General features: G+C 73.1%; 22 protein-coding genes. 7 read left to right on the top strand and 15 right to left on the bottom strand.

Annotation, left to right across the window (positions count from 1 at the left end; translation table 11 throughout):
- Window positions 1–69 precede the first annotated feature (69 nt).
- The 4 genes from GGD88_RS01965 to efp form a co-directional block, all read right to left on the bottom strand.
- On the bottom strand, window positions 70–1254 hold the full coding sequence (locus tag GGD88_RS01965) for a flagellar motor protein MotA (protein ID WP_184431169.1): 1185 nt from the start codon (window positions 1252–1254) through the stop codon (window positions 70–72).
- 42 nt (window positions 1255–1296) lie between these two features.
- Complete coding sequence (locus GGD88_RS01960; RefSeq protein WP_184431167.1) at window positions 1297–2742, bottom strand: OmpA family protein; 1446 nt, start codon at window positions 2740–2742, stop codon at window positions 1297–1299.
- A gap of 226 nt (window positions 2743–2968) precedes the next feature.
- Window positions 2969–3769, bottom strand: a complete 801-nt coding sequence (locus GGD88_RS01955) for an inositol monophosphatase family protein (protein WP_184431165.1) — start codon at window positions 3767–3769, stop codon at window positions 2969–2971.
- A 6-nt stretch (window positions 3770–3775) separates the two neighbouring features.
- Window positions 3776–4342: an elongation factor P gene (efp, locus tag GGD88_RS01950; RefSeq protein ID WP_184431163.1), complete on the bottom strand. Its 567-nt coding sequence runs from the start codon at window positions 4340–4342 to the stop codon at window positions 3776–3778.
- Window positions 4343–4443: 101 nt separating this feature from the next.
- On the opposite strand from efp, the gene epmA reads away from it, so the two are divergent.
- A complete protein-coding gene (epmA, locus tag GGD88_RS01945; protein ID WP_184431161.1) occupies window positions 4444–5514 on the top strand; it encodes an EF-P lysine aminoacylase EpmA in 1071 nt (356 codons plus the stop codon).
- Between the two features lie 13 nt (window positions 5515–5527).
- Here epmA and GGD88_RS01940 read toward each other — a convergent pair whose 3' ends face one another.
- Entirely contained in the window at window positions 5528–5821 is a 294-nt protein-coding gene (locus GGD88_RS01940; RefSeq protein WP_184431159.1) for a helix-turn-helix domain-containing protein, read from the bottom strand.
- 108 nt (window positions 5822–5929) lie between these two features.
- Window positions 5930–6223 carry an addiction module toxin RelE gene (locus GGD88_RS01935; RefSeq protein WP_221236950.1) on the bottom strand — a complete coding sequence of 98 codons (294 nt, stop codon included), beginning with the start codon at window positions 6221–6223 and terminating at the stop codon, window positions 5930–5932.
- 207 nt (window positions 6224–6430) lie between these two features.
- On the opposite strand from GGD88_RS01935, the gene GGD88_RS01930 reads away from it, so the two are divergent.
- Window positions 6431–6871 carry a DUF29 domain-containing protein gene (locus GGD88_RS01930; protein WP_184431157.1) on the top strand — a complete coding sequence of 147 codons (441 nt, stop codon included), beginning with the start codon at window positions 6431–6433 and terminating at the stop codon, window positions 6869–6871.
- 9 nt (window positions 6872–6880) lie between these two features.
- Here GGD88_RS01930 and thiE read toward each other — a convergent pair whose 3' ends face one another.
- From thiE to GGD88_RS01910, 4 genes are all read right to left on the bottom strand, one after another.
- Window positions 6881–7549 (bottom strand): thiamine phosphate synthase, encoded by a 669-nt coding sequence (gene thiE, locus GGD88_RS01925; RefSeq protein ID WP_184431155.1) that lies wholly within the window; start codon window positions 7547–7549, stop codon window positions 6881–6883.
- Between the two features lie 39 nt (window positions 7550–7588).
- Window positions 7589–8620, bottom strand: a complete 1032-nt coding sequence (locus GGD88_RS01920; protein WP_343056193.1) for a glycosyltransferase — start codon at window positions 8618–8620, stop codon at window positions 7589–7591.
- A gap of 370 nt (window positions 8621–8990) precedes the next feature.
- On the bottom strand, window positions 8991–10247 hold the full coding sequence (locus tag GGD88_RS01915) for a hypothetical protein (RefSeq protein WP_184431153.1): 1257 nt from the start codon (window positions 10245–10247) through the stop codon (window positions 8991–8993).
- Window positions 10244–11353: an FAD-dependent oxidoreductase gene (locus GGD88_RS01910; RefSeq protein ID WP_184431152.1), complete on the bottom strand. Its 1110-nt coding sequence runs from the start codon at window positions 11351–11353 to the stop codon at window positions 10244–10246. Before GGD88_RS01910 ends, GGD88_RS01915 begins: the two co-directional genes overlap by 4 nt.
- Before the next feature lie 308 nt (window positions 11354–11661).
- Here GGD88_RS01910 and GGD88_RS01905 point away from each other — a divergent pair, with 308 nt between their 5' ends.
- Window positions 11662–12777 carry an alpha/beta hydrolase gene (locus GGD88_RS01905; RefSeq protein ID WP_184431150.1) on the top strand — a complete coding sequence of 372 codons (1116 nt, stop codon included), beginning with the start codon at window positions 11662–11664 and terminating at the stop codon, window positions 12775–12777.
- A gap of 315 nt (window positions 12778–13092) precedes the next feature.
- Here the strand turns inward: GGD88_RS01905 and GGD88_RS01900 are convergent, their stop codons facing one another.
- Complete coding sequence (locus GGD88_RS01900; RefSeq protein WP_184431148.1) at window positions 13093–14469, bottom strand: aspartate aminotransferase family protein; 1377 nt, start codon at window positions 14467–14469, stop codon at window positions 13093–13095.
- Between the two features lie 218 nt (window positions 14470–14687).
- Window positions 14688–16193, bottom strand: coding sequence for an NAD-dependent succinate-semialdehyde dehydrogenase (locus GGD88_RS01895; protein ID WP_246423496.1), 1506 nt, complete (start codon window positions 16191–16193; stop codon window positions 14688–14690).
- Between the two features lie 202 nt (window positions 16194–16395).
- Between GGD88_RS01895 and GGD88_RS01890 the strand changes: the two genes are divergently transcribed.
- From GGD88_RS01890 to GGD88_RS01880, 3 genes are read left to right on the top strand one after another with little or no spacing between them, the layout of a single operon-like run.
- Window positions 16396–17187, top strand: coding sequence for an ImuA family protein (locus GGD88_RS01890; protein WP_184431146.1), 792 nt, complete (start codon window positions 16396–16398; stop codon window positions 17185–17187).
- Window positions 17102–18652, top strand: a complete 1551-nt coding sequence (locus GGD88_RS19065; protein ID WP_184431145.1) for a Y-family DNA polymerase — start codon at window positions 17102–17104, stop codon at window positions 18650–18652. The genes GGD88_RS01890 and GGD88_RS19065 overlap by 86 nt, the downstream gene beginning before the upstream one ends.
- Window positions 18649–21912, top strand: coding sequence for an error-prone DNA polymerase (locus GGD88_RS01880; protein ID WP_184431144.1), 3264 nt, complete (start codon window positions 18649–18651; stop codon window positions 21910–21912). The genes GGD88_RS19065 and GGD88_RS01880 overlap by 4 nt, the downstream gene beginning before the upstream one ends.
- A 35-nt stretch (window positions 21913–21947) precedes the next feature.
- On the opposite strand, the gene GGD88_RS01875 is transcribed toward GGD88_RS01880, so the two are convergent.
- On the bottom strand, window positions 21948–22814 hold the full coding sequence (locus GGD88_RS01875) for a metallophosphoesterase (protein WP_184431143.1): 867 nt from the start codon (window positions 22812–22814) through the stop codon (window positions 21948–21950).
- 279 nt (window positions 22815–23093) lie between these two features.
- Here GGD88_RS01875 and GGD88_RS01870 point away from each other — a divergent pair, with 279 nt between their 5' ends.
- Window positions 23094–23435 (top strand): hypothetical protein, encoded by a 342-nt coding sequence (locus GGD88_RS01870; protein WP_184431142.1) that lies wholly within the window; start codon window positions 23094–23096, stop codon window positions 23433–23435.
- 7 nt (window positions 23436–23442) lie between these two features.
- Here the strand turns inward: GGD88_RS01870 and GGD88_RS01865 are convergent, their stop codons facing one another.
- Together GGD88_RS01865 and GGD88_RS01860 are read right to left on the bottom strand one after the other, a co-directional pair.
- Window positions 23443–24627 (bottom strand): nicotinate phosphoribosyltransferase, encoded by a 1185-nt coding sequence (locus tag GGD88_RS01865; RefSeq protein ID WP_221236949.1) that lies wholly within the window; start codon window positions 24625–24627, stop codon window positions 23443–23445.
- 60 nt (window positions 24628–24687) lie between these two features.
- A complete protein-coding gene (locus tag GGD88_RS01860) occupies window positions 24688–26082 on the bottom strand; it encodes a class II 3-deoxy-7-phosphoheptulonate synthase (protein ID WP_184431141.1) in 1395 nt (464 codons plus the stop codon).
- Between the last annotated feature and the right edge of the window lie 194 nt (window positions 26083–26276).

Genomic DNA, 26276 nt, shown 5'->3' with positions numbered 1-26276 from the left:
AGACGGCGGCAGACGGGGGCAGACAGGGGCAGACGGGGGCGCTCCGACCGGCCGTGCGCGGCCCGCGGCTCACCCGCCGGAGCGCGAGGCGTCCGAGGTCCCGGCCGCCGCGGCGATGGTGCGCGCCAGCAGCTTGATCTCGGCGCGCAGTTCCTTGACCGTCTGCTCACGGCTGCTCGTCAACTCGTTGGCGATATAGGTGACGGCGGCGTCGGTGTTGCGGATATGGCCGCGCGTGGCCTCGTCCAGCCCCTCGCCGACGCGGTGCTCGGTGGCCGTGACGAGTTGCTGCATCAGCGGCCGCAGGTCGGCGTGGCTCTCGGCCAGCCGCAGCAGCACGGCCTGTTCGGTGCGCATCTGCTCGGTCAGGGTGCCCAGGGTGTCGACGAGCTGGCGCATCTGGGTCTGCATCTGCAAGCGCCCCTCTTCGCCCTGGGCGATGGTGCGTTGCAGGTCGTCAAGGCTGTCGGCGGTCTGTTCCAGCAGCGCCTGGATGTAGGCCGGCACCGAGCCGCCGGCGTCGCCGTCGCCCAGGCCGCCGCCCGACGACAACCGGGTCAGGCGCGACAGCCATTCCTCCAGGTCGTTCAGGAACGCGTTCTGTGCCCGGCTGGACTGAAGGTCCAGGAAGCCCAGGATCAGCGAGCCCGCGAGGCCGAGCAGCGAGGACGAAAACGCCGTACCCATGCCGGACAGGGGCGCCTCCAGGCCGGCCTTGAGGTCATCGAACACCGCTTCGGCGCCACTGCCGCCGATGCTCAGGTCGCGGATCACGTCGCCGATCGAGCCCACGGTCTCCAGCAGGCCCCAGAAGGTGCCCAGCAGGCCGAGAAAGATCGACAGACCGATGAAATAGCGCGCCAGGTCGCGCGCCTCGTCGAGGCGGGACGCCAGCCCGTCCATCAGCGAGCGCATGGCCGGGACCGAGATCGAGAAACGGCCGCGCCCGAGCGACTTCTCCTTGTGCTCGGTGAGCATCTGGGCCATGGCCGCGACCAGCGGCGGAGCCTGCTCGGACGACAGCCCGACCTCGCCGGCGCGGAACCGCTCCACCCAGTCGACCTCGGGCCGCAGCCGCAGCACGAGGCGGAAGTTCAGCCCGATGCCGAACAGCACGACGAACAGGATCAGGCCGTTCAGCGCCGGGTTCGCCATGAAGGCCGAGAACAGCGGCGGGAACAGCCCCGCGGCCACCACCGCCACCATGGCGACGAACAGCACCATGCGGGTGAGGAAACGGCGCGGCCGGGTCATGTGGCGGGCTCCTGGGTGCGGACCGCAGGCGGCGGGCCGGCGTCAGCGTTCGGCCGTGACGACATCGACGCGATCCCTGCGGCCATCCCCGTACTGGTTGCCGAGTGCGCGGACGTCAATGCGGGAACTCTCGACGCCCTGGTCGATCAGATAGGCCCGCACCGACAGCGCCCGAGACAGCGACGTGCGCCGCGCCTGGTTGGCGTCGCCGCCGCCGTCGGCGTAGGCCCGCACGGTGGCCCGCGCCGCCGGATTGCCGGCCAGCACGGCCGCCACGCGATCCAGTGTCCGTTGCGCGGCGTCGGGGAGATCGGTCTGGTCACCGTCGAACAGCACGCTGACGGTGCCGCCCACCGGCACGGCGGCGGCGGATCCGCCGTCCGCCGGACGCGCGGCGGTCTGCGGCGGGGACGCCGGCTCCGGCGCGGGCGCGGTCGAGACCACCTCCGGCAGGCGGGCCGGCGCGGGCGCCGGTTCGGCAGCGGGTCCGGCGGCGGGGTCGGTGGCGCGGTCGGGCGCGGCGCGGTCGGGGGTCGCCGGTGCCGGAGCGGGGGTCGGGGCGGGCGCCGGGGCCTCGACCCGTCGCGTCATCGGCGCCCCCGGCATGCCCAGCGGCGGCGGCGCCGGGCCGAGACGCCCGGTCGCATCCTGCACCAGCCGCGTGGTGCCGGCGGTCAGGCGGGTGCGCAACGGCCGGTCGGCACTGCCCGGGCGCGGCGGCGCCGGCGGCTTGGCCATCGTTACGACGACCGGCACCGCGCGGCCCGTGGCCTCGGTGGCCGCCCCCGCTTCGGTGGCCGCCGAAGGCGGCGGCGCCGGCGGCGCGGCGGCCGTCTGCGCGCCGTCGGACTCGGCAGCGGGCGCCGTGGTCTCGGGGACGGGCGGCGGCGCGGCCGCCGCCGGTGTGGGCGGGGCGGCCGGTGGTTCCGGTTCGGCGGCCGGCAGCTCGGGGGCGGGCTCGGCGCTGGGCTCGGGGGCCGGCTCGGGGGCGGGCGTCGAGGCCACCTCGGGTTCGGCCGGCGCTGGTGTGACCGGCACCGGGGCGCGCGCCGCCTCGGGAGGGGGCGCCTCGGGAGGGGGCGCCTCGGGGGACGGCGCGGCACGGCGAGCCGGCGCGGCGGGAGGCGCGGGGCGCACGGCCACGGCGGGCGGCGTCATGCCGGGCGGCAGGGTCAGGCGCGACCGCGGCATGCCGGCGGGCGGCAACTGCAACGGCCCACCCACGACCGGCGGCGCCGCGCTGGCCGGCGGCTGGTACAGCCCTGCGCCGGGGCCATAGCCGACCCCGGCACCCGGACCGTAGCCATAGCCGGCGCCGACGGAACCGGCGCCGGCGGAGAAGGCGGGGTTGACGACGACGTTAGGCTGGCCGGACTGGGCCAGGGCCGGGGCGACGACGCCCGGACCGGCGACCAGCACCGCGCCAAGGATCAGAGCCCCCAGGACGGGCGGCAACGGGGCTCGGGTCGACGATCGCTGTGCGCGCATGGCCGGCTCGTTCTTCCTGCGTCAGGGTCTCGCCCCGGATGACGCACCCAGGACACTGGTTCGGAGCATGCCGCCACATTGTGGCGTCTTGCGGGCCGCCCGAGGGCCACGCCGCCGCGACCACCGCAGGTCCCGTGGGCGCGGGCACCCCGCGGTTGCACACCGCCCCGCCATGTCACCCTATCCCAGGGCCGGCTTTTCGGGCAAGCCGACAGCGGCGGCCGCCTCAGGCCGCCGCGTCGACCGTCAGCAGGTCCTTGAGCGCCTTGTGCATGGGCTGGTTGGCGGCCAGGATGCTGCCGCCGTGCACCGGGTCGGTGCCGGGCTCCAGGGCCGTGACCGAGCCGCCGGCCTCGCGGACCAGGATGATGCCCGCGGCCACGTCCCAGGGCTGGAGGTCGTGCTCCCAGTAGCCGTCGAAGCGCCCCGCCGCCGTGAAGGCCAGGTCCAGCGAGGCCACGCCCATGCGCCGCACGCCGGCGGAGACCGCCATCACCTTCGACAGGCGCTCCAGGAACGGCTTGTGCCCGGGGCGCCCCCGGAACGGGATGCCGGTGGCGAACAGCGACTGGCCGATGTCGCGGCGCGCCGAGACGCGCAGGCGGCGGTCGTTCATGAACGCCCCGCTGCCCTTCTCGGCCCAGTACATCTCGTCGACGATGGGGCTGTAGACGACGCCGGCGACGATCTCGCCGTCCTTCTCCAGGGCGATGGAGATGGCGAAGTGCGGGATGCCGTGCAGAAAGTTCGTGGTGCCGTCCAGGGGGTCGACGATCCAGCGCCAGCGCGGATCACGGCCCTCGTCGATGCCGCCCTCTTCCATCAGGAAGCCCCAGTCGGGCCGGGCCTTCTTCAGTTCGGCCTTGATGACGCGTTCGGCCTTGGTGTCGGCGGTGGAGACGAAGTCGCTCGGCCCCTTGACCGAGACCTGAAGCTGCTCGACCTCGCCGAAGTCGCGCACGAGGCCGCGCGCCGCCTTGTTGGCGGCCGAGACCATGACGTTGATGTTGGCGGAGCGGAAGGCCATCGGCTGTCAGTCCTTGGCCCGCTCGACGTAGGTGCTGTCCTCGGTGTTGACGACAACGCGGGTGCCGGCCTCGACGAACGGCGGGATCATGATGCGCACGCCGTTCTCCAGGATGCCGGGCTTGTAGGACGCGGCGGCGGTCTGGCCCTTCACCACCGGGTCGGCCTCGACCACCTCCAGGATCACGGTCTGCGGCAGCTTGACCGAGATCGGGGTGCCCTCGATGAAGCTGACCTGGACCTTCATGCCGTCCTGCAGGAACGGCGCCTGCTCGCCCATGGCGTCCTCGGGGAGCTGGAACTGGTCGAAGGTCTCGTCGTCCATGAAATGGCAGCCGACCTCGTCCTTGAACAGGAACTGGCAGTCGCGCTCGCGCACGTCCAGGCGCTCGACCGTATCCGCGGTGCGCCAGCGTTCGTTGGTCTTGTTGCCGGACTGGATGTCGCGCATCTCCACCTGGATGAAGGCGCCGCCCTTGCCCGGCTGGATGAGCTGGATCTTCAGCACCGACCACGTGCGCCCCTGGTGATCCAGGACCATGCCGGGCCGGATGGTGTTGGCATTGATTTTCATGACGTCATTCCCTTGAATGCGGCGGGACCCTATCAGGTTGGCGCCCCCCGGGCAACCGCCTGGGGCCGACCACGCAACCCTCTGATTACTCTGGATTTTCGATGGCAGACCCGCGCCCCGCCCGGCCCTGGTGGCACCCCGACGCGGTGGCCGAGCGCCGCCCCATGCTGGCCGTGCGGACCCGCGTGCTGGCGGCCACGCGGGCCTTCTTCTCGGCCCACGGCTACCTGGAGGTGGAAACCCCGGCACTCCAGATCTCGCCCGGTCTGGAGCCGCACCTGAAGGCCTTCGCCACCGCCTGGACCCCGCCGGACGGCCGGCCGCAGGTGCCGTTGTACCTGCACACCTCGCCCGAGTTCGCCATGAAGAAGCTGCTGGCCGGCGGGCTGGCCCGGGTCTTCCAGATGGCGCGGGTGTATCGCGACGGTGAGCGCTCCGCCACCCATCACCCGGAGTTCACCCTGCTGGAGTGGTACCGGGCGGGCGCGACGTATACCGATCTCATGGACGAAACGGAAGCCTACGTCGCCGCCTGCCAGCGGGCCGCCGGTGCCAAGGCGCTGCGCTGGCGGGAGAGCGAGGCGGACGCGACGCGGCCGTGGCGGCGCCTGTCGGTGGCCGAGGCGATGGCCGAATACGCCGGTGTGGACCTGATGGCCTGTCTGCCACCGGAGCCCGCGCGCGACCCCGACCCGGCACCGCTGGCGGCGGCGGCCCGGCGGCTGGGCCTGACCGTGGGCGACGACGACCGCTTCGACGACGTCTTCTTCCGCATTTTCCTGGAGCATGTCGAGCCGCGCCTGGGCTTCGGCGCGCCGTGTCTCCTCTATGACTATCCCGTCTGCATGGCGGCGCTGTCACGACCCAAGGCGGCGGACCCCCGGCTGGCCGAACGCTTCGAGGTCTATGTCTGCGGCCTGGAACTGGCCAACGCGTTCGGAGAACTGACCGACGCGGCCGAACAGCGCGCCCGCTTCGAGGCCGACATGGATCTCAAGCAGGCGCTGTACGGGGAACGCTACCCCATCGACACGGACTTCCTGTCGGCGCTGGAAGCCGGCCTGCCCGACTGCGCCGGCATCGCCCTGGGCCTCGACCGGCTGGTCATGCTGTGCGCCGGGGCGCGCCGCATCGAGGACGTGCTATGGGCGCCGGTGGCGGAGGGACGGTAGGCGAGCGACCGGATCACCCGTCCCGCAGCGCCTCCAGCACCGCCTCGGGGCGTTTCTCGATCACCTTCAGCAGCACGCGGGCGGGTCCTTCCGGCCGGCGCGCGCCCTGCTCCCAGTTGCGGACCGACCCCACCGAGAAGCCGAAACACCGCGCGAACGCCTGCTGGGTCAACCCCATACGCTCCCGCAGCGCCTTGACATCCACCTCGGCCGGCACGGCGACGACGGTCTCGCGCACGGGCACCGGCCGGCCTTGCGCGTAGGCAACCGCTTCCCGCATGCCTTCGATGATCTTCGAAGCAGACATGTCGCGACGCCTCCATCCGTGCCGAGCGCGGCCCGCCCGGTCAGTCCATGCCATAGGCCGAAACATAGGCTTTGACCAAGCCACGCAGTTCGGCCTTCTCGGAGGCGGTCAGGGTCGCCTTCTCCCCTTGGCGTACACCGCGATCAACGCCAAGGGCATGGCCTCGTTATGGAAATAGTAGATCACGCGGGCGCCGCCCCGCTTGCCCTGACCGCGACGGGCGAGACCCCACCGCAGTTTCCGGACCCCGCCTGTCCCCGGGATTAGGTCCCCGATCCGCGGCGCGCAGGCCAGCGTCACCCTCAGATGATCCAGCTCCTCGACGCTGAACAGGGTGTCGGCGTCCTTTCGGAAGGTTTGGAACTCGAGGATCGTGACGGCACGGTCTTTCGACAGCCCCACGGTCCGCCCCTCCCGACGCTCTCGGTCTACGCTGGATAACGGTAGGACGGGCAGGCGACTGCGTCAATGAGGTATGGCCGTCCCGAACAGGGTCGCGCCGCATCGAGGACGTGCTATGGGCGCCGGTGGCGGACGACACCCCATGACTTGACCGGTTGATGCGAGGGCGGGATCCTAATCCCGACGCGCCTCCGGTGGAGCCCCGCCATGTCCACGCTGTACGATCTGGATTTCCACGCCTGGGCGACCGAGCAGGCCGCCCTGCTGCGGGCCGGCCGGCTGGACGAGGCCGACGTCGCCCATATTGCCGAGGAGATCGACAGCATGGGCCGCACGGAACGGCGCGAGCTGGTCAACCGCCTCGTCATCCTGATGCTGCACCTGCTGAAATGGCAGCACCAGCCGGCCCGTCGCGGCAATTCCTGGCGGCTGTCGATCAGGGAACAGCGGCTCCGTCTGGCTGCCCACCTGGAGGACAACCCGAGCCTCAAGGCCAGCCTCGACGCGGCCATCGTGCGGGCGTGGCGGCTGGCGGTGATCGAAGCCGAGCGCGAAACCGGCCTGCCCGAGGCCACCTTTCCGGTCGCCTGTCCCTATGCGTTCGACGCCATGATGGACGACGGGTTCTGGCCCGACGCGGCGTCGTAGCCCCCCACCCTACCCCTCTTCGCGCTCCGGGGAGTGCGCCTCCATCAGCGCGTTCAGGCGCGCCACCGCCGCCTTCGGCCCCTCGGGCCAGGCCCACACCCCGCCGCTGACGGCCAGGAAGTCGGCGCCGGCCTCGATCAGCGGGCGGGCGTTGTCGGGCGAAATCCCGCCGATGGCGACCACCGGCACCACCATGTCCTGTGCCCACCACTGCAGCAGGTCCAGGTCGGCCCGGGTCCTGGCCTCCTTGGTTTCGGTGGGGAAGAAGGCGCCGAAGGCGACGTAATCGGCCCCGTTCTCCCCGGCCTCCATCGCCAGATGGCGGGAGTCGTGGCAGGTGACCCCCACCACCCCATCCTCGCCGACGATGCGGCGGGCCTCGACCAGGGGTGTATCCTCCTGGCCGACGTGCACGCCGTCGCACCCGGTCTCCACCGCCAGGTCGGGGCGGTCGTTCATCAGCACCGCGACGTTGCGGGCCTGGGCCAGCGGCACCAGCACGCCGGCGACGCGGCGGATGGTGTCGTCGTCCACGTCCTTGAGGCGGATCTGAAGGCAGGCGACATCGCCGCCGTCCAGCGCCTCGGTCAGGGTGGCGGCGAAGGCGTCCCCGTCGTCGATGCGCGGCGGCGTGATGAGGTAGAGGCGGCAGCGGTCTTCGGGTCTGCGGGCGGGCATGGCGGGCCTTGGCTCAGCGGAACGGGAGAGCGTTCCCTCTTACCGCTCCCGCTCCATCTGGTCCAGGAAGGCGCGATAGGCGGCGACCACCCGGGCCGGGGAGAACTCGGCCGCCACGCGCTCGGCGCCACGGCCGACCAGATGGGCGGCCAGATCCGGGCTGTCCAGCACCCGACGAAGGGCCGCGGCCAGGGCGCCGGCGTCGTCCTTGGGCACCAGCAGCGCGTCGTCGCCGTCGCGCACCATCTCGGCCGGGCCGGCGGCGTCGGCCACCACCAGCGGCCTGTCGTGCGCCCAGGCCTCCACGGTCACCGTGCCGTTGGGCTCGTAGCGCGACGGGAACACCACCACATCGGCGGCGCGCATCAAGGCCGTGCGGTCATCGCGCCAGCCCAGGAAGCGCACCCGCCCGGCCACGCCCAGCGAGTCGGCCAGGGCCTCCAGGGCGCCCCGCTCCGGCCCCTCGCCCGCGATCCAGAGGTACGCGCCGGGTACGGCGGCCAGCGCGTGCAGCAGCACGTCCAGCCCCTTGACCGGGTGCAGCCGCCCCAGCGCCAGCAGCAGGGGCGCGTCCGCCGGGGTGTCGTGATGGGCGCGGTCGACCGGGGCCGCCCCCTCGTCCACGACGCAGAAGTTGGGGATGTAATGCACCCGCCGCTCGGGCCAGCCGCCATCCAGGATGTGGCGGCGGATGCCGGGGATGATGGCGATGAGGTGGTCGAAGCCCCGGTAGTACTTCAGATCGTAGTAGCCGCCCAGGCGCGCCGCCCGGATCCAGGCCCCGCCGGGCAGCTTGGCCGCCGCCCGGTTCATCCAGGCCAGCGCAACCGTGGTACGGTGCACATGCATGTAGCGGCGCAGCATCCACGGCGTCCACAGGTCCGGCCGGCCGCCGAACGGCGCGGTGTCGACCCGGCAGCCGGCGGCCCGCAGCGCGGCGACACGCTCGGCGTGGGGCCGGATCACCAGCGACTGGTCGACGCCGTCCTTCTGCAGGGCGACGGCCAGGGTGGTGAAAAAGGTTTCGGCGCCGCCGTGCGCGGCGCCGGCCATGACCTGGGTGAGATGCACGCGGACCTCTCTTGATAAGGCGCGTCATGGGTGGCCGGGATGCGGTCCCACGCGGGAGCGTGGGACCGAGAAAGGGCGCTCGCGCCCACGCTCCCGCGTGGGCGCCGTCGGCGGCATGACGGTCCCACGCCGGAGCATGGGACCGAGAAAGGGGGTCTCGCGCCCATGCTCCCGCGTGGGCGCCGTCGGCGGCATGCCGGTCCCACGCCGGAGCGTGGGACCGAGAAAGGGGGTCTCGCGCCCATGCTCCCGCGTGGGCGCCCCTCTTCCCTCTCGCGCCCATGCTCCCGCGTGGGCGCCGTATCCGGCGTGGGACCGAGAAAGGGGAGGGGAGCGGGGGACCGACAAAGCGGAGCGCGCCCCCGCGGCCCTACTCCACCGGCGTGATGGCCTCCCAGCGATGCACGGCGTCGAGGCCGTCCAGCACCACCCCGTCGAAGCCCAGGTCCATGACCGCGACGAAGAAGTCGCCCAGCAGCGCCTTCCACGCCGGGTCCCAGTACTCGGTGAAGTAGGCCCCGGTCCGGTCGCGCGCGGTCGCCGACAGCCAGCGCGGCGCCCCCAGGCGCCAGTCCGGTTCCCAGTAATAGGCGTCCTCATGCGCGAAGGCCACGTCGAAGGTCGCCAGCACCAGCCGGCGCGCCCCCAGCTTCTTGTAGCGCAACGCCTGGACGTCGGCCTCGCCCAGCGCCACCCCGCCCAGCAGGAACGGGTTCAGCACCAGCATGTCGTGGTTGGTGTCGCGCAGGGCGCCGATCAGCAGGCTGGCGTCGCCGTAGCCGGCCGCGGTCTCCAGCCACAGGATCGAGCGGGCCTGGGCCGGGTCGGTGATGTTGTCCGGGTTCTCGCCCCAGGGCCGCCCGACGGGCACCGTGTCGAGGCGGCCGTCGGCCGCCGTGTCGACATGGATCAGCACGTCGGCGGCCCGCGCCCGGCGGCGCGCCTCGGCGGCGGTCTCGCGGTCGGCGCAGTGCTCGACCGACACCAGCCGCAGGCCCATGTCGGCCAGCCGCGCCAGCCGGTCGTCCGCGATCGGCGGCTCGCCGCAGAACTGGCCGTCCAGCACCAGCCCGTCGACGGCCCCCAGGAACCCGCCGGCCGGCTCGCCCACACCGGCGGCCGGGCTGTCCGGATCGACGGCGCCCAGCCCGCCCGCGGCCGCGCGCGCCGCCTCCAGCACGGCCTCGCGACGGGTGCGGAACGCCAGGGTGGCGCCGCCGCGCGCCAGCACCGCGAAGTTCGGATCGCGGGCGCGGGCATACCGCGCCAGTTCGCGCACGATCAGCCGCAGTTCGGCGCGGAAGTCGGGGATCATCGTCGGCGGCAGCACCAGCAGCGGCTCGCCGGGATCGCGCTCGGCGGCCCGCGCGGCCTCGCGCGCCTCGCGCTCGCGGCGGTAGCGGTCCATCAGGCCGGGCCGCTCGCCCGGGTCGTAGAGGCCCTGGGGGTCCATGCCCTCCTGCTCGGGCGCCAGTCCCAGGTCGCGCATCTGCTCCATCAGCCGGTCGGTGCCCGGCCCGGTCCCGGCGCCCGGCGCGGGCGGAGCGGGATCGGCGGCCCCGGCCGGCGCGGCGCTCAGGCCCACGCTCAGGACAGCGATCAGGGCGAGGGCAAGGGGGCGGATCATGCGGCGCTCTCCGCGACATGCTCGGCGATGGCGAGGCAGGCGGTCAGGCCCGGGCTCTCGATGCCATACAGCGCGGTATAGCCCGGCACCCCGGTCTCGCGCGGGGACTGTATCACGAAATCGCGCGCCGGCTCTCCGGGCGCCTGCACCTTGGGCCGGATGCCGGCGTAGGAGGCCGCCAGCGCGCCGTCCGGCAGCCCCGGCCAGTAGCGCCGGATGGCCTCGACAAACTGGCCCACCCGGCCGTCGTCCACGGTGTAGTCGGGGCGCTCCACCCAGGCCACGTCCGGGCCGAAGCGGCCCTGCCCGCCCAGGTCGCGGGTGTAGTGCAGGCCGAGCCCGGCCTGGTCCGGCACCGGGTAGATCAGCCGCCGGAACGGCGCCCGCCCGGTCAGCGAGAAATAGACGCCCTTGGCATAGTACAGTGGCGGCACCGTCTCCGGCGGCACGCCCGCGAGGGCGCGGCTGACCGCCTGCGCCCCCAGGCCGGCACAGTTGACCACGCCGTCGGCCCGCAGGGTCATGGGATCGGCCCCGCCCACCGCCAGCTCCAGGCCGTCGTCCCCCACGCGGCCGCCGGTGACCGGGGCGTGCACGGCCAGCACGGCGCCGGCGGCCTCGGCATCGCCCAGCAGCGCCAGCATGAGGCCGTGGCTGTCCACGATGCCGGTGGTCGGCGAGTGCAGCGCGGCGGCGCAGTCCAGCCCGTCCGGTTCCAGCGCCATGGCCTCGGCCGCCGACAGCCACGGAAGGTCCACCCCGGCCGCCGCGGCGCGCGTCCGGATCGCGCGCAGCGCGGCCAGATCGGCGTCGCCGCCGGCCCGGCTGGCGACGATCAGCTTCTCGCAGCGCGCGTGCGGGAGGCCGCGTTCGGCCAGATACCGGTAGAGCAGGTGCTTGCCGCGCACACACAGCCGGGCCTTGTGACTGCCCTCCGGGTAGTACACGCCGGCGTGGATGACCTCGCTGTTGCGCGAACTGGTCTCCGTGCCGAAGGTCTCGGCGGCCTCCAGGATCACCACTTCGCGGCCGGCCTCGGCCAGCGCCCGCGCCACCGCCAGGCCGATCACGCCGGCGCCGATCACCACCCGTTCCACCCGCTCCACGCTGCCCGCGCTCCCGTTCCCAGACCGCCACCCGTGCCGCCCCGTCGCCGGGCGGGCAAGTGTGGGCAGACGCCCGGCCACGGTCAAGCCACCCGCACGGCCGGGCGTGAGGCGGGCGGGGGGACGCCAGAGGGATCGCGCAGAGCGTGCAGTCCTCGGGATTCATTCCCTTTGATGGGGGACGCGCTTCGCGGCATCATGGCCAGGACGGGGGCCAGGATGGGGGCCAGGATGGGGGCAGACGCGCGGAGGGTCGACGCACCGGCGCCGGCCTGCGCGTGCGGACCCAAGCGCAGGAGCAGCAGGGCATGACCACACCGATCTGGTTCGCCACCAACCGTACCGAACCGCGCGGCGGGCGCAAGAGTTTCGGCACCCGCTTTCATGCCGACGGGCCGCAGTACTTCCGCGTCGGGCGCGGCGTGGTGACCTGGCTGGACCGCTGGGACGACTTCACCGTCGACTGGGAGGTCGAGCTGGAGAAGCGCCCGCCGGTGGAGGCGCCCGCCGCCGTGCCGGAGATGACCCGCCGGCGCGCCCGCAACGAGCGCCCGGGCAGCCTGCGCCTGTTCGAGAGCCTGCGTGCGACGCTGGACGCGGAGCGGACGGCCGGCCCCGGCCCGGGCGTCGCCGGGGACGCGCTGATCTTCATCCACGGCTTCGCCAACACCTTTGACAGCGCGCTGGGCCGCGCCGCGCAGTTGCGCGAGACCTACACCGTTGACCGCCCCGACCCGGCCAGCGGCGAGATCCGGGCCACCGAGCCGCACACGCTGGTGTTTTCCTGGCCGTCCGACGGTCAGGTTCAGCCCCCGTGGAAGTACAGCGGCGACCGCGAGGACGCCGCCATGTCCGGCCTGGCGATGGCGCGCGCGCTGCGCCGGTTCCTGGACTTCATGGAGGCCGGCGAGCGCTGCCCGCACCGCATCCATCTGGTGGCGCACAGCATGGGCAACTGGGCGCTGCGCCACGCCGTGCAGTGCCTCAAGGGGCTGATGGAGGGCGGCCGCCTGACCAAGGTGTTCGATCACGTGTTCCTGATGGCCGCCGACGAGGACGACGACTGCTTCGAACACGCGGACAAACTCAAACCGCTGACCGAACTGGCGCGGCGGATCCACGTCTACCACGCCGAGACCGATCTGGCGCTGGAGGTCAGCGACAAGACCAAGTTCAACCGCGATCGGCTGGGCACCGCCGGGCCGCGCACCTTCAGCGGGCTCGACACCCGCATCACCGCCGTCGACTGCACCGATGTGGCGGCCACCGAGATCGAGCATGGCTGCCACCAGTACTATCGCCTGCGGCCCGAGGTGATCCGCGACGTCCGCGCCGTGCTGGCCGGCGGCACGGGGGACCGCTTCCCCTGGCGCGAGACCGTCGAGCCGGGGCGGCGCTACCGGTTGCGGGCGGACGGGGGGTGAGGGGCAGGCGCCCACGCCGGAGCGTGGGCGCAAGACCCTTTTTCCCGGTCCCACGCTCCCGCGTGGGACCGTGCATGGCGCAAGACCCTTTTTCTCGGTCCCACGCTCCCGCGTGGGACCGCGCGCACCCCAGGCGCCCATGCCGGCGCGTGGGCGCAAGACCCTTTTTCCCGGTCCCACACTTCCGCGTGGAACCGTGCACACCCCAGGCGCCCACGCCGGAGCGTGGGCGCAAGCCCCCCTTTCCTCGGTCCCACGCTCCCGCGTGGGACCGCGCATACCCAGCGCGCCCGCGTGGGAGCGGACCCGGCGCGATCACCCGGCGCCCAGCACCTCCTCGACCGCGTCGCGGGTGGCGGCGATGATGGTGTCGGCCTCGGCCTTGGTGAGGCACAGCGGCGGCGCGATGCCGATGATGTCGCCCTGCGGCATGGCGCGGGCGATCACGCCCTGGCGCAGCATCGCCGAGACCGTGTTCGGCCCCACCTTGCGCGATGGCTCGAAGAACCGGCGCGGCTCCCGCGCCTCCACCAGTTCCACCGCGCACAGCAGGCCCTGGCCGCGCACCTCGCCGACGTTGGGGTGATGGCCCAGGGCGGCCTCCAGGCCCTCCTTCAGGTAGGCGCCGACGCTGCCGGCGTTGTCCACAAGCCCCAGGTCGTCGATCAGGGCGAGGGTCGCGACACCGGCCGCGGCGCCGATCGGGTGGGCCGAATAGGTCCAGCCGTGGCCGAACACGCCGTACTCGTCGGTGCCCTTCATCAGCACGTCGTAGACCGCGTCCGACACGATGGAGCCCGACAGCGGCGCATAGGCCGACGTCAGGCCCTTGGCGATGGTGATGATGTCCGGGCGCATGCCGTACAGATCGGACCCGAACATGGTGCCCAGGCGGCCGAAGCCGGTCACCACCTCGTCGGCGATCAGCAGGATGTCGTACTTCTCCAGCACCGCCTGGATGGCCTCCCAGTAGCCGGCCGGCGGCGGCACCAGGCCGCCGGTGCCCAGGGCCGGCTCGCCGATGAAGGCCGCCACCGTGTCCGGTCCCTCGGCCAGGATCAGCGCCTCCAGTTGGTCGGCGCACCAGGCGGAGAACTGCGGCTCACTCATGGCCGGGTCCGGGCGGCGGTAGTAGTACGGCGCCTCGGTGTGCTTGATGTAGGGCAGCGGCAGGTCGAACTGGGCATGGAACAGATGCAGCCCGGTGAGAGAGCCGGTCATCAGCCCGGAGCCGTGGTAGCCGCGCCAGCGCGAGATGATCTTCTTCTTCTCCGGGCGGCCCAGGACATTGTTGTAGTACCAGACCAGCTTGATGTTGGTCTCGTTGGCGTCCGAGCCGCTCAGGCCGAAGTAGACCTTGCCCATGCCCTCCGGCGCCCGGTCCACGATCATCTTGGCCAGGGTGATGGACGCCTCGGTGCCATGACCCACATAGGCATGGAAGTAGGCGAGCTGGCGCGCCTGCTCGGCGATGGCGTCGGAAATCTCGCTGCGGCCGTAGCCGGCGTTGACGCAGTACAAGCCGGCGAAGGCGTCGAGCAGCTTGTGGCCGTCGCGGTCCTCGATGTAGACGCCCGACCCGCCCGAAACGATGCGGTTGGCGGCGTCGCCGCGGGCGAACTGGGCCAGGTGGGTCGAGGGGTGCATGAAGCACGCCCGGTCCCAGGCGGAAAGCTGGTCGTTGGTGAGCATCGAACGGGGTTTCCTTGTTTGCTAGGGCGGCCTGGCCGAAACCAGCCGCCCGAACCGTCAGACAGACACCGTCATTGCGAAGAGCGGAGCGACGAGGCAATCCACGGCGGAGCGGGCTGCCGTCCGCTCTGGATTGCGTCGCCCCGCCCGTTTCGCCAGGCGAACAAGGCGGAACTCGCAAGGACGGGCCGCCGCGCCGCAGGCCGGGTGCGGGGGCCTCAGGCCCAATCGCGGCAGACGTACTTGACCTCGGTGAAGGCCTCCATGCCCAGGCGGGCGCCCTCGCGGCCGATGCCGGACTGCTTGTAGCCACCAAAGGGAATGGGGGCACCGGTTACCTTGGTCCGGTTGACCGCCACCATGCCATAGCGCAGCGCCCGGCTGGCGCGATAGATGCGACGCGGGTCGTTGGTGTGCAGATAGGCCACCAGCCCGGCCTCGCTGTCGTTGGCGCGGGCGATGGCCTCCTCCTCGGTGTCGAACGGCGCCAGGGCGGCGACGGGGCCGAAGGTCTCCTCGCGCCAGATCAGGGCGTCCGGCGGCACATCGACCAGCACCGTGGGTTCGAAGAACAACGGCCCGGCGGCGTGCCTCTTGCCGCCGCACAGCAGGCGCGCGCCCTTCTCCAGCGCGTCGGCGACGTGCTCCTCCTGCTTCTTCACGGCCGCCTCGTTCATCAGCGGGCCGATGTCGGGGTCGTCCAGCCCCGGCCCCACGGTCATGGCGGCGGTGGCCTCGGCGAAGGCGGCGCAGTAACGCTCGTACAGCGGCCGCTCGACGAAGATGCGGTTGGCGGCCAGACAGTCCTGGCCCGAGGTGGCGAACTTGGCCTTGATCCCTTCCGCCACCGCCTCGTCGAAGGTGGCGTCGGCGAACACCAGTACCGGCGCGTGCCCGCCCAGCTCCATGACCATGCGCTTCACGGTGTCGGCGGACTGGCGGTAGAGCAGCTTGCCGACCTCGGTCGAGCCGGTGAACGACAGCGCCCGCACGCGCGGCTCCGCCATCCACGGCGGCACCACCTCGGACGACTTGCCGGTGACCACGTTGAACACGCCCGCCGGCACACCGGCGCGGTCGGCCAGCTCGGCCAGCGCCAGGGCGGAGAACGGGGTCTCGCGCGACGGATGCACCACCACCGGGCAGCCGGCGGCCATGGCGGCGGCGGCCTTGCGGGTGATCATGGCGCACGGGAAGTTCCAGGGCGTGACCAGGGCGGCGACGCCGACCGGCTCGCGCCAGATCTCGACCTCGGCGTCGGGCAGGTGGCTGGTCACCCCCTCGATGTTGGGGCGTTTGGCCTCTTCGGCGTAGAACTCGATGAACGAGGCCGCGTAGTCGATCTCGCCCCGCGACTCGGACAGCGGCTTGCCCTGCTCCAGGGTCATGATCACCGCCAGGTCCTCGCGCGCCGCCGCCATCAGGTCGAACCAGCGGCGCAGGATGCGCGAGCGCTCCCAGCCCAGAGTGTGCGCCCACGGGCCGAACGCGGCATGGGCCGCGGCCACGGCGTCGGCGCTCTCCGCGGCGGTCAGCGCGGGAACGGTCCCGACCGGGCCGCCATCGGCCGGGTTGGTGACCGTCACCGTGTGGCCTGAGGCGGTGTCCCGCCAGGCGCCTCCGATGTAGGCGCGCTCGCGCAACAGCGCAGGGTCGGTCAGGGGCACGGACGATAGGTCCGTGCTGCTCGCGTGCCGCAGCATCACCGCCTCCCATGTCAGCATGTGGGTGGGTCGTCTGCCGATCAGGATAGGGGCGCCGGCCGTGAAAGTGGTCCTGAAGTCCGGCCGCCGGCGGAGAAGAATCGCCTGCCCCGACCCGCTGGGGGCAGAGGATCTTCCTGCCCCCATCCGGGCCCGCGCCGGGACCTTGACTCCCGTCCGCCCCCACAATAGAACGAAACAAGAACACATGGGGTGCCGTCGCATGTCTCACCCGCCATCACTGGACCGGCTGCGCCAGCGCATCCGGGTCCTGGAAGGCTCGGCCCGGGAGGCCGGCCGGGTGCTGCCCCTGGGGCTGGCCGCGCTGGATGCCGGCCTGCCCTGGGGCGGGCTGCCGCTGGGATGCCTGCACCAGGTGGTCGGGGAGGCCGACGATCCGGCCGAGGCCGCCACCGGGCCGGCGGCGGCGCTGGGGTTCACCGCCGTTCTGGCGGCGCGGCTGGCGGCGCACGCGGCGGCGCCGGTGCTGTGGTGCGTGCGGCACGGCGCGGCAGACGACACGCTGTTCCCGCCGGGACTGGCCCAGTTCGGCCTGCCGCCGGCGCGGCTGACCATCGCCCGCGCCCGCGACGATGTCCAGGTGCTGTGGTGCATGGAGGAGGGCCTGCGCACCGCCGGCCTCGCCGCCGTCGTGGGCCAGGCCCGCGCCGTCGACCTCACCGCCGGGCGCCGGCTCCAGCTTGCCGCCGAGGCCGGCGGCGTCACCGGCCTGCTGCTGGCCGCCGCCGGGCGGCGCGGCGCCGGGGCCGGGTCCGGAGTCGCATCGGTGGCGGCGACCACCCGCTGGCGGGTGACGCCGCGTCCGGCCGCGCCGGTGAGCTGGCCGGGGCTGGGACCGCCACGCTGGGACGTGACGCTGGAACGCTGCCGCGGCGGGCGCCCGGCACGCTGGAGCCTGGACTGGAACGATGAGACGGGTGATCTTTCTGTGGTTGCCGCGCTTCGCGACCGACCGGGTGACGCGGCCCGGCGACCCGCACGCCGACGCGCGTGACCGGCCCTTCGCGCTGACGGCGGAGACCGGCGCCGCCGCCACCCTGCACGCCGTCAACCGGGCGGCGGAGGCGGCCGGGGTGTTCGCGGGCATGCCGCTGACCGACGCCCGCGCGGTGCGGCCGGCCCTGCGGGTCGGGCCGGCCACACCCGCCGCCGACGTGGCGGCCCTCGGCGCGCTGGCCACCTGGGCCACGCGCTATACCCCCTGGACCGCCCTCGACGGCCCGGGCGACGGCGGTGAGGCCGGGCTCTGGCTGGACATCACCGGCTGCGCCCATCTGTTCGGCGGCGAGGACGCCCTGGCCCGCGACCTGCGGCAGCGCGTCCTGGCCCTGGGGCTCAGCGCCGTGCGCGTCGGCCTGGCCGACACCCAGGGCGCCGCCTGGGCGGCCGCCCGCTTCCTGGCCGACGATGGCGGTGATCCGCCCGGGGTCGCCCTGCTGCCGGAGGGGGCGCAGCGCCAGCTTCTGATGGGCCTGCCGGTGGAGGCCCTGCGGCTGCCGCCCGAGACCGTGGAGACCCTGCGGCGGCTCGGCCTGCGCCGCATCGGCGATCTCGCCACCCTGCCCCGGGCGCCGCTGACCGCGCGCCTGGGGCCGGCGGTGACCCAGCGCCTGGACCAGGCCCTGGGGCGGGAACCGGAGCCCTTCACGCCCCGCCCGCCGGTGGTGCCCTGGCGCGAGACCCTGGCCTTTCCCGAACCGATCGGACGCAGCGAGGACATCCTGGGCGCCGCCGAGGCCCTGTGTCGCGCGCTCCGGCCGCGCCTCGAACGCGCCGGCAAGGGCGCCCGCCGCCTGCTGCTGGAGCTGATGCGCGTCGACGGCACGCGGCTGCACCGCATGTTCGGAACCAGCCGGCCGGTCCGCGATCCGGCGGCCCTGACCCGGCTGTTCCGCGAGACCCTGGACGGCCTCGACGTCGGGTTCGGGATCGAGGCCATGGCGCTGACGCTGACCGCCGTCGAGCCGTTCGGGAGCGAACAGCCGGCCCTCGTCTCCGGGGCCGGCGCCGGAGACGACACGGCCGCGGGCGAGGCACGGCTCGCGCCGCTGCTCGACCGCCTGCGCGCCCGCCTGGGGCCGGACCGGGTGGTCCGCCCCGCGCCCCGCCCCAGCCACTGGCCCGAGACCGCCGTCACCATCGCCGAGCGGACCCCGGCCGGCGCGCCCGCCATCTGGCCAGCGACGGCGCCGCGCCCGCCGCGCCTGCTGGCCCCGGAACCGGTCGAGGTGCTGGCCGACGGCACCCCGCCCGCCCGCTTCCGCTGGCGCCGCCACACCTGGTGCGTGGCCCGCGCCGAAGGGCCGGAGCGGATCGCCCCGGAATGGTGGCACGACGCCGCGCCACCCCCGCCGACGTGCGTCCGCGACCTCTGGCGCATCGAGGACAGCGACGGCCATCGCCTGTGGCTGGCCCGCGAGCCCGGGAGCGGCTGGACCGTGCGGGGGGTGTTCCCATGACACCGTTGCCGTTGCCGTTGCCGTCTCCACCGCCCCCCGCCTACGCCGAACTGGACGTCACGACCAACTTCACCTTCCTGGAGGGCGCCTCGCATGCCGACGAACTGGTGGTCACGGCCGCCGCCCTCGGCCTGCATGCCCTGGCGGTCACCGACCGCAACAGCCTGGCCGGGGTGGTGCGGGCCTGGAGCGCCGCCCGCGACGCCGGCCTGCGCCTGATCGTCGGCTGCCGGCTCGACCTGGAGGACGCGCCGAGCGTGCTGGTCTATCCCACCGACCGCGCCGCCTACGGCCGGCTGTGCACCCTGCTCACCCTCGGCCGCCGGCGCGCCCCCAAGGGGGCGTGCCGGTTGGTCCGCGACGACCTCGCCGCCCACGCCGCCGGCCTGATCGCCGTGGTGCTGCCGCCGGAGGAGACCCCGGGGGCGGCCGCGCTGGACACCTTCGAACGCGACCTGGCGGCGCTGCGCGCGCTGTTCCCCGATCCCGACGCCTGCCACCTCGCCGCCCGCTGCCGCCTGGACGGCCGCGACGCCCGCCGGCTGGCCGTCCTGGCGGCGGTGGCCGGGCGCGCCGGGGTGCCGCTGGTCGCCACCAACGGCGTGCGCATGCACACCCCGGCGCGCCGGCCGCTGCTCGACGTGCTGACCTGCATCCGCGCGCACGTGACGGTCGAGACGGCCGGCTGGCGCCTGGCCGTCAACGCCGAGGCCCACCTGAAGGGACCGGCGGAGATGGCCGTCCTGTTCGCGGACCATCCCGAGGCCCTGGCCCGCACGGTGGCGATCGCGGATCGCTGCACCTTCGACCTGGGAGACCTGCGCTACGAGTACCCGGACGACATCACCCCGCCCGACCGTACACCGCAGCAGCACCTGGAGGACCTGACCCGCGCCGGCATGGCCTGGCGCTGGCCGGACGGCGCGCCCGCGTCTGTGCGCGACACCGTCGCGCGCGAACTGGCGATCATCCGCGACCTCGACTACGCGCCCTATTTCCTGACCGTCTACGACATCGTGCGCTTTGCCCGCTCGCGCGGGATCCTGTGCCAGGGCCGCGGCTCGGCGGCCAACTCGGCGGTGTGCTACTGCCTGGGCATCACGGCCATCGACCCGGCCCGCTTCGACCTGTTGTTCGAGCGTTTCATCTCCGCCGCCCGCAACGAGCCCCCGGACATCGACGTCGACTTCGAGCACGAACGCCGCGAGGAGGTGATCCAGTACCTCTACGAGACCTACGGCCGTGCCCGCGCCGGGCTGGCGGCGACGGTCATCCGCTACCGCACACGCTCGGCCATCCGCGACGTCGGCAAGGCGCTCGGGCTGTCGCAGGACGCGGTCTCGGCGCTCGCCGGCACGGTCTGGGGCTCCTCCGCGCGCCCCCTGGAGGAGGCCCATGTGCGCGAGGTCGGCCTGGACCCCGCGGATCCGCGCCTGCGCCTGGCGCTGACCCTGGTCGACGAGCTGCGCGGCTTCCCCCGCCACCTGTCGCAGCACGTGGGCGGCTTCGTGCTGACGCGGGGGGCGCTGCACACCACCGTACCGATCGAGAACGCCGCCATGGCCGACCGCACGGTCATCCAGTGGGACAAGGACGACCTGGACGCGCTCGGCCTGCTGAAGGTGGACGTGCTGGCGCTGGGCATGCTGACCTGCGTCCGCAAGGCCTTCGACCTGCTGCGCGCCACCGGCGGGCCGGACCTGACCCTGGCCACCGTCCCGGCGGAGGATCCGGCGGTCTACGACATGCTGTGCGCGGCCGACTCGCTGGGCGTGTTCCAGGTCGAGAGTCGCGCTCAGATGAGCATGCTGCCGCGCCTGCGGCCGCGCTGCTTCTACGATCTGGTGGTGGAGGTCGCCATCGTCCGCCCCGGCCCCATCCAGGGCAATATGGTCCATCCCTACCTGCGCCGCCGCCAGGGGCTGGAGCCGGTGACCTATCCCTCCGGCGCCCTGCGCCGGACCCTGGAAAAGACCCTGGGCGTGCCCCTGTTCCAGGAGCAGGCCATGCGCATCGCCATCGACGGCGCCGGCTTCACCCCGGCCGAGGCCGACAACCTGCGCCGCGCCATGGCGGCGTTCCGGCGCGCCGGCACCATCCACCGCTTCCGCGACCGCTTCGTCGCCGGCATGCGGCGCAACGGCCACGACCGCGCCTTCGCCGAGGCCTGCTTCCGCCAGATCGAGGGCTTCGGCGAGTACGGTTTCCCGGAAAGCCACGCCGCCAGCTTCGCCCTGCTGGTGTACGTGTCGGCCTGGCTCAAGCGCCACCACCCGGCGGCCTTCGCCTGCGCCCTGCTCAACAGCCAACCGATGGGGTTCTATTCCGCCGACCAGATCGTGCAGGACGCGCGCCGGCACGGCGTGACGGTGCGGCCGGTGGACGTCACCCGCAGCGCCTGGGACAACACCCTGGAGCCGGTCCGCGGCCCCGACGGCACACCGGCCGGCCTGGCCCTGCGGCTCGGCTTCCGCCAGGTCAAGGGGCTGGCGGGCACGGCGGCCGACCAGGAGGCCCGGCGCATCGCCGCCGCCCGCCTGCGGCGGCCGTTCCGCGACGCCGAGGACCTGTGGGCGCGCGCCGGCCTGTCGGCGCGCACGCTGGACATCCTGGCGCGCGCCGATGCCCTGGCCGGCCTGGGGCTCGACCGCCGCGCCGCGCTGTGGGCGGTCAAGCGCCTGAAGGCGCCGCCGCTGCCGCTGTTCGCCGCCTCCGGGGCGCGCGAGACCGGGGCCGAACCGGCCGTGGCGCTGCCCGAGGCCGGGCTCGGCGAGGCGGTGGTGGAGGACTACGAGAGCCTGCGCCTGACCCTGCGGGCGCACCCCCTGGCGCTGCTACGGCCGACGCTGGACCGCGACGGGGTGCTGTCCACCCGCCGCCTGCGCGCGGCCGCCGACGGCGACCGGGTGCGGGTCGGCGGACTGACGGTGTGCCGGCAGCGGCCGGGCACCGCCAAGGGGACCCTGTTCATCACCCTGGAGGACGAAGAGGGCACCGCCAACCTGATCGTCCCGGCGCGGGTGTTCGAGGCCCACCGCCAGGCGGTGCTGCGCGCCCGCCTGCTGTACGCCGAGGGCCGCTTCCAGACGGAGGGCGAGGTCCAGCACGTCCTGGTGACCCGGCTGGAGGACCGCACCGACCGCCTGGCCGGCCTGACCGCCGATCCGGCCGATCTGGCCCTGATCCCCAGCCGCGCCGACCGGGTGGGCCGCTTCCCCCCTGCCTTGGGAGGGGCCGGCGCCCGCGGCAGTGAACCCTGACCGCCTCGCTTGCGCGCGCTCTCCCGGCCGCCCCCTCAAGGCCCGGGCAGCACCACGCGCATGACGTCGGCCAGGCGCGGCGCCGGGAAGCGGCCGCGCCACTCGCGCGGATAGCCCAGCGAGACCTCCTCGAAGCGGGTGCCGTCGCGCCAGTCGGTGCGCGGGACGTGCTGGTGCCCGGTGACCACGACCGGGGCGTTGAACCGCTGATGCCAGTCCTCGGTGTGCACGGTCCCGCACCAGGGCGCCAGACGTGGCACCCGATGGATGAACAACAGGTCGCGCCGCAGTGGGAAATGATTGATGAGCACCGTCCGCGTTCCCGGCGGCAGCGCCGCCAAGCGGGCGGCGGTCGTCTCCACCCGGCTGCGGCACCAACTCGCCCGGTCGGCGTGCGGCGCCGGCGACAGGTGGAACTCGTCGGCGCACAGGGCGTGGCCCTCCGCCGCCCAGGCCCGCAGGTCGCCGAGCGCGATCCCGGGCGGGCGGAAGCTGTAGTCATAGAGCAGGAACAGCGGACACAGCACCAGCGGACCGTCCGCGCCACCCGCGCCCCCCGCCGGCCTTATGGTGCCGTGCGGGCCGGGCCATTCCGGATAGGGGTCCTCGGGGGTCAGCACCCCGAACGACCGCGCCAGCGCGACCAGGGCCTCGTACTTGGCCTCGCCGGCCAGCGGGCCGTCCGCCTCCTCGGTGGTCCACAACTCGTGATTGCCGGGAACCCAGATCAGCTTCCCGAACCGCGGCGCCAGGGCCTCGAACGCCAGCGCGGCGTGGGCCAGGGATTCGCCGATGTCGCCGCACAGCACCAACCAGTCGTCGCGGTGATCGTCCAGATCGTCCAGGATCGCCCGATTCTCGGCATGTCCCAGGTGTAGGTCGCTGACCGCCAGCAGCCGCACGGTCCGTCCTCCGCGTTCGCCCCGCCCCTCGCTCTTTCCGTCCACGCGACACCAGTGTAGCACACGCCCGGACCGCCCGCCGCGTTCTCCGGGCGCTCCGTCCGTCCCCCGACGCGCATCACTGCCATGCCGCCCGGCCCGTGCTACGCTCGTGTCCTGATCCAGACAAAAGATGCAGCCCGCGTTCTCTTGTCTGGCTCTTGTCTGGATCGAAGGTGCACGAGAAACAGTGTTTTGTGCAGCGACGATCACAGCCGAACGGGCGCAGGAGGGGCGACCATGACGGGAGCCACATGGGGCTGGATCGGCGGCATCGCCGGCACGCTGATCGGACTCGCCGGCGGCGCCTACGGAAGCTGGTGCTCGATCCGCAACGCCCGGCCCGGCCCGCCGCGCCGCTTCATGGTCTGGTCGGTCGTCATCCTGTGGCTGGTGCTGGGCGTGCTGATGGGGCTGATCGGCCTGGTCGTCGCCGGGATGCTGCCGCGCTGGACCGTCTGGGTGGCGCAGACGGCGTTCCTCCTGGCGCTGGGGCCGGCCATCGTGCTGGGCAACCGCCACCTGAGCCGACTCGAGGCGGCCGACCGCGCCCCGGACCCTTCCAAGGGGGACCGATCCTGACCGGCCCTCACCGGTGCGGCTGGTCCTCCTCCAGGCGGCGCAGCAGGAACTCGCGCCCCACCTTGACCTGCGGCGCGCCGTCGTAGGCGATGATATCGGCGGTGGCGTAGGTCTCGTTCCAGTTCTCGGGCAGGAAGCTGCCGGTGCCGATGACGTCGATGGGCGCCTTGGCATAGCCCATGACCCGGCACTTGGCCGGCCCGAACCCGGACGACGCGATGATGCGCACGCGCTCGAAGCCGGCGTCGTTCAGCGCCTCGCGGGCGTACCACACGGCGGCGGCCGAGACGCCGGTGCCGATCAGGTAGCGCAGTTCCCGCTCCGAGCGGTAGCCGCGGATGGCGTCGGGACAGTGCCGCTCCAGCACGGCGTACGACGACTGCGTGTCCAGGCCCTCGATGAAGCGGCCACCGTGGGTATCCAGGCGCACCGCCAGCCGCCCGCTCGCCGCCAGCTCCGGGAACCGGCGGCAGACGGCCAGCGAGTCCGTGATCTCCTGGCCGAAGTAGTCCACCAACACGGTCAGCGGGGTGTCCGGAAAGGTCTCGTGGAACATCTCGGCGGCACGCACCGTGCTGCCCGCGTAGCCGATCAGGCCGTGCGGCATGGTGCCCAGGCCGCGCTCCTGTCCGAAGAAGTGCGCGGTGGCATCGGTGGCGTTGCCGATGAAGCCCTGCGCCCCCGCCTTGCGGCGCGCCCGGTTGGAGCCGACGGACGCGGCATAGGCCATCAACTCGGCCATCTCGGTGCCGGCGCAATGGCGCGCGTCCATGGCCAGGAACGCCACGCCCGGCAGTTCGGCGCTCATGGTGAAGGCATTGTAGGCCGCCACCCCGCAGGCGCCCAGCTTCTGCAGAAACAGGGTCTCCAGATCGACCAGCCCGGCCAGCGAGCCGGTGAGGTACATCATGGGCTCGCCGGCCCCGACCCACTGACTCTCGCGGAACAACTCCTCGACCTCGACCTCGAAGCCGCGCGCCGCCGCCACCGAGCGCAACCACATCAGCGCCAGGCGCGGCGCGTAGACCACCGGCCGGCGCATGAAAATGGCGTAGGTCACCTGACGGTCGCCGAACCGCTGCACGATGTCGCGGGTCCGCACGAAGTAGGAATCGGTCCACGCCCGGATGCGGTCGGCCTGCGGCCACGAGGCGCTGATGCTGCCGGTGGCGTCCGACGGAATGCTGTCCATGATGACTCCAACACCCTCAAGCGGGACGGCCGCAGCCGCCACGGCCCGGCCTCCCGGCGCTCAGGAGACGGCGGCCAGCCCGGGCGGCGCCAGCTTGCCCAGGCTGCGCTCCTGCTTCAGGCCCTCGGCGATCAGGAAGGCCAGCTCCAGTGCCTGATTGGCGTTCAGGCGCGGGTCGCAGTGGGTATGGTAGCGGTCGCCGAGACGGGCCTCGGTGATGGCCTGGGCGCCGCCGATGCATTCGGTGACATCGCGCCCGGTCATCTCGAAGTGCACCCCGCCGGCGTGCGTGCCCTCGGCGCTGTGCACGGCGAAGAAGCCGCGCACCTCGGCCAGGATGCGGTCCACCGAGCGGGTCTTGAAGCCGCTGGACGCCTTCACCGTGTTGCCGTGCATGGGATCGCAGGCCCACACCACGGTGCGCCCCTCGCGCTTGGTGGCGCGCACCAGGGCCGGCAGATGGCTCTCGATCTTGTCCGCGCCCATCCGCGAAATGATCGTCAGCCGTCCCGGATCGTTATGGGGATCGAGCACGTCGATCAGCCGCAGCAGCTCGTCCTCGGTCATGGACGGCCCGGCCTTGAGGCCGATCGGGTTGCGGATGCCGCGCAGGTACTCGATGTGGGCGCCGTCGCGCTGGCGGGTGCGGTCGCCGACCCACAGCATGTGCGCCGTGGTCGAGTAGAACTCGCCGGGGTGGGTCGAGTCCTCGCGCGTCAGGGCCTCCTCGTAGTTCAGCAGCAGCGCCTCGTGCGAGGTGTAGAACTCGGTCTCGCGCAGTTGCGACACCGACTCGCCCGTCAGGCCGCACGCCTCCATGAAGCCCAGCGCCTCGGTGATGCGATTGGCCATGTCCTGGTAACGTTCGGCCGCCGGGCTGCCCTTGATGAAGTCCAGGGTCCAGCGGTGCATCTGGAACAGGTCGGCATAGCCGCCCTGGGCGAAGGCGCGCAACAGGTTCAGGGTCGCGGCCGACTGGTGGTAGACGCGCAGCAGCCGGTCCGGGTCGGGCTGGCGCACGGCCGCCTCGAACTCCATGCCGTTGACCATGTCGCCGCGGTAGGACGGCAACTCGACCCCGTCCACCACCTCCATCGGCGCCGAGCGCGGCTTGGCGAACTGGCCGGCCATGCGGCCCACCTTGACCACCGGGCAGGCGGCGCCGTAGGTCAGCACCACCGCCATCTGAAGGATCACGCGGAAGGTGTCGCGGATGCTGTTGGCGTTGAACTCGGCGAAGCTCTCGGCGCAGTCGCCGCCCTGCAACAGAAACGCCTTGCCGCGCGCCACCTCGCCCAGCGCCCGCCGCAGCCGGCGCGCCTCGCCGGCGAACACCAGCGGCGGCAGCACCGCCAGATCGGCCTCGACGGCCCGCAGGCGCGCGGCGTCCGGATAATCGGGCACCTGCTGGATCGGCTTGTCGCGCCAAGTGTGCGCTGTCCACTCGCGGGCCATCGTCCTGCCTTTCGTCTGCCTCTCTGTCCGCCGCCGCCGGCCGGAGTGCCCTCATATAATGGGACCGCGGGCGCGATGAAAGGACGAAAGACGCCAAGAGCGCGCGTGCCGGCGCACCTGCACTCTTGTCAGCAAAGCGCCTTTCATGCCAAGTACCGCCGCTTGACGGCGGTCGGGAGCCGGACGCCGCGCTC

Origin of the sequence: Roseospira goensis (assembly GCF_014197795.1) — a bacterium.
In the GTDB taxonomy this organism is placed as follows: Bacteria; Pseudomonadota; Alphaproteobacteria; order Rhodospirillales; family Rhodospirillaceae; genus Rhodospira; species Rhodospira goensis.
Note: the sequence above shows the minus strand (reverse complement) of the source record. Positions and strands in the feature narration are given on the sequence as shown.

Bases quoted from the DNA above. Each gene is read 5' to 3' on its own strand.
- GGD88_RS01870 (WP_184431142.1), top strand. From the start codon at position 23,094: ATGACGGGAGCCACATGGGGCTGGATCGGCGGCATCGCCGGCACGCTG.
- efp (WP_184431163.1), bottom strand. From the start codon at position 4,342: ATGAAAATCAATGCCAACACCATCCGGCCCGGCATGGTCCTGGATCAC.
- GGD88_RS01905 (WP_184431150.1), top strand. From the start codon at position 11,662: ATGACCACACCGATCTGGTTCGCCACCAACCGTACCGAACCGCGCGGC.
- GGD88_RS01960 (WP_184431167.1), bottom strand. From the start codon at position 2,742: ATGCGCGCACAGCGATCGTCGACCCGAGCCCCGTTGCCGCCCGTCCTG.
- GGD88_RS01955 (WP_184431165.1), bottom strand. From the start codon at position 3,769: ATGGCCTTCCGCTCCGCCAACATCAACGTCATGGTCTCGGCCGCCAAC.
- GGD88_RS01915 (WP_184431153.1), bottom strand. From the start codon at position 10,247: ATGATCCGCCCCCTTGCCCTCGCCCTGATCGCTGTCCTGAGCGTGGGC.
- epmA (WP_184431161.1), top strand. From the start codon at position 4,444: ATGGCAGACCCGCGCCCCGCCCGGCCCTGGTGGCACCCCGACGCGGTG.
- GGD88_RS01890 (WP_184431146.1), top strand. From the start codon at position 16,396: ATGTCTCACCCGCCATCACTGGACCGGCTGCGCCAGCGCATCCGGGTC.
- GGD88_RS01930 (WP_184431157.1), top strand. From the start codon at position 6,431: ATGTCCACGCTGTACGATCTGGATTTCCACGCCTGGGCGACCGAGCAG.
- GGD88_RS01900 (WP_184431148.1), bottom strand. From the start codon at position 14,469: ATGCTCACCAACGACCAGCTTTCCGCCTGGGACCGGGCGTGCTTCATG.
- GGD88_RS01895 (WP_246423496.1), bottom strand. From the start codon at position 16,193: ATGCTGACATGGGAGGCGGTGATGCTGCGGCACGCGAGCAGCACGGAC.
- GGD88_RS01860 (WP_184431141.1), bottom strand. From the start codon at position 26,082: ATGGCCCGCGAGTGGACAGCGCACACTTGGCGCGACAAGCCGATCCAG.
- GGD88_RS01965 (WP_184431169.1), bottom strand. From the start codon at position 1,254: ATGACCCGGCCGCGCCGTTTCCTCACCCGCATGGTGCTGTTCGTCGCC.
- thiE (WP_184431155.1), bottom strand. From the start codon at position 7,549: ATGCCCGCCCGCAGACCCGAAGACCGCTGCCGCCTCTACCTCATCACG.
- GGD88_RS01940 (WP_184431159.1), bottom strand. From the start codon at position 5,821: ATGTCTGCTTCGAAGATCATCGAAGGCATGCGGGAAGCGGTTGCCTAC.
- GGD88_RS19065 (WP_184431145.1), top strand. From the start codon at position 17,102: ATGAGACGGGTGATCTTTCTGTGGTTGCCGCGCTTCGCGACCGACCGG.
- GGD88_RS01880 (WP_184431144.1), top strand. From the start codon at position 18,649: ATGACACCGTTGCCGTTGCCGTTGCCGTCTCCACCGCCCCCCGCCTAC.
- GGD88_RS01865 (WP_221236949.1), bottom strand. From the start codon at position 24,627: ATGGACAGCATTCCGTCGGACGCCACCGGCAGCATCAGCGCCTCGTGG.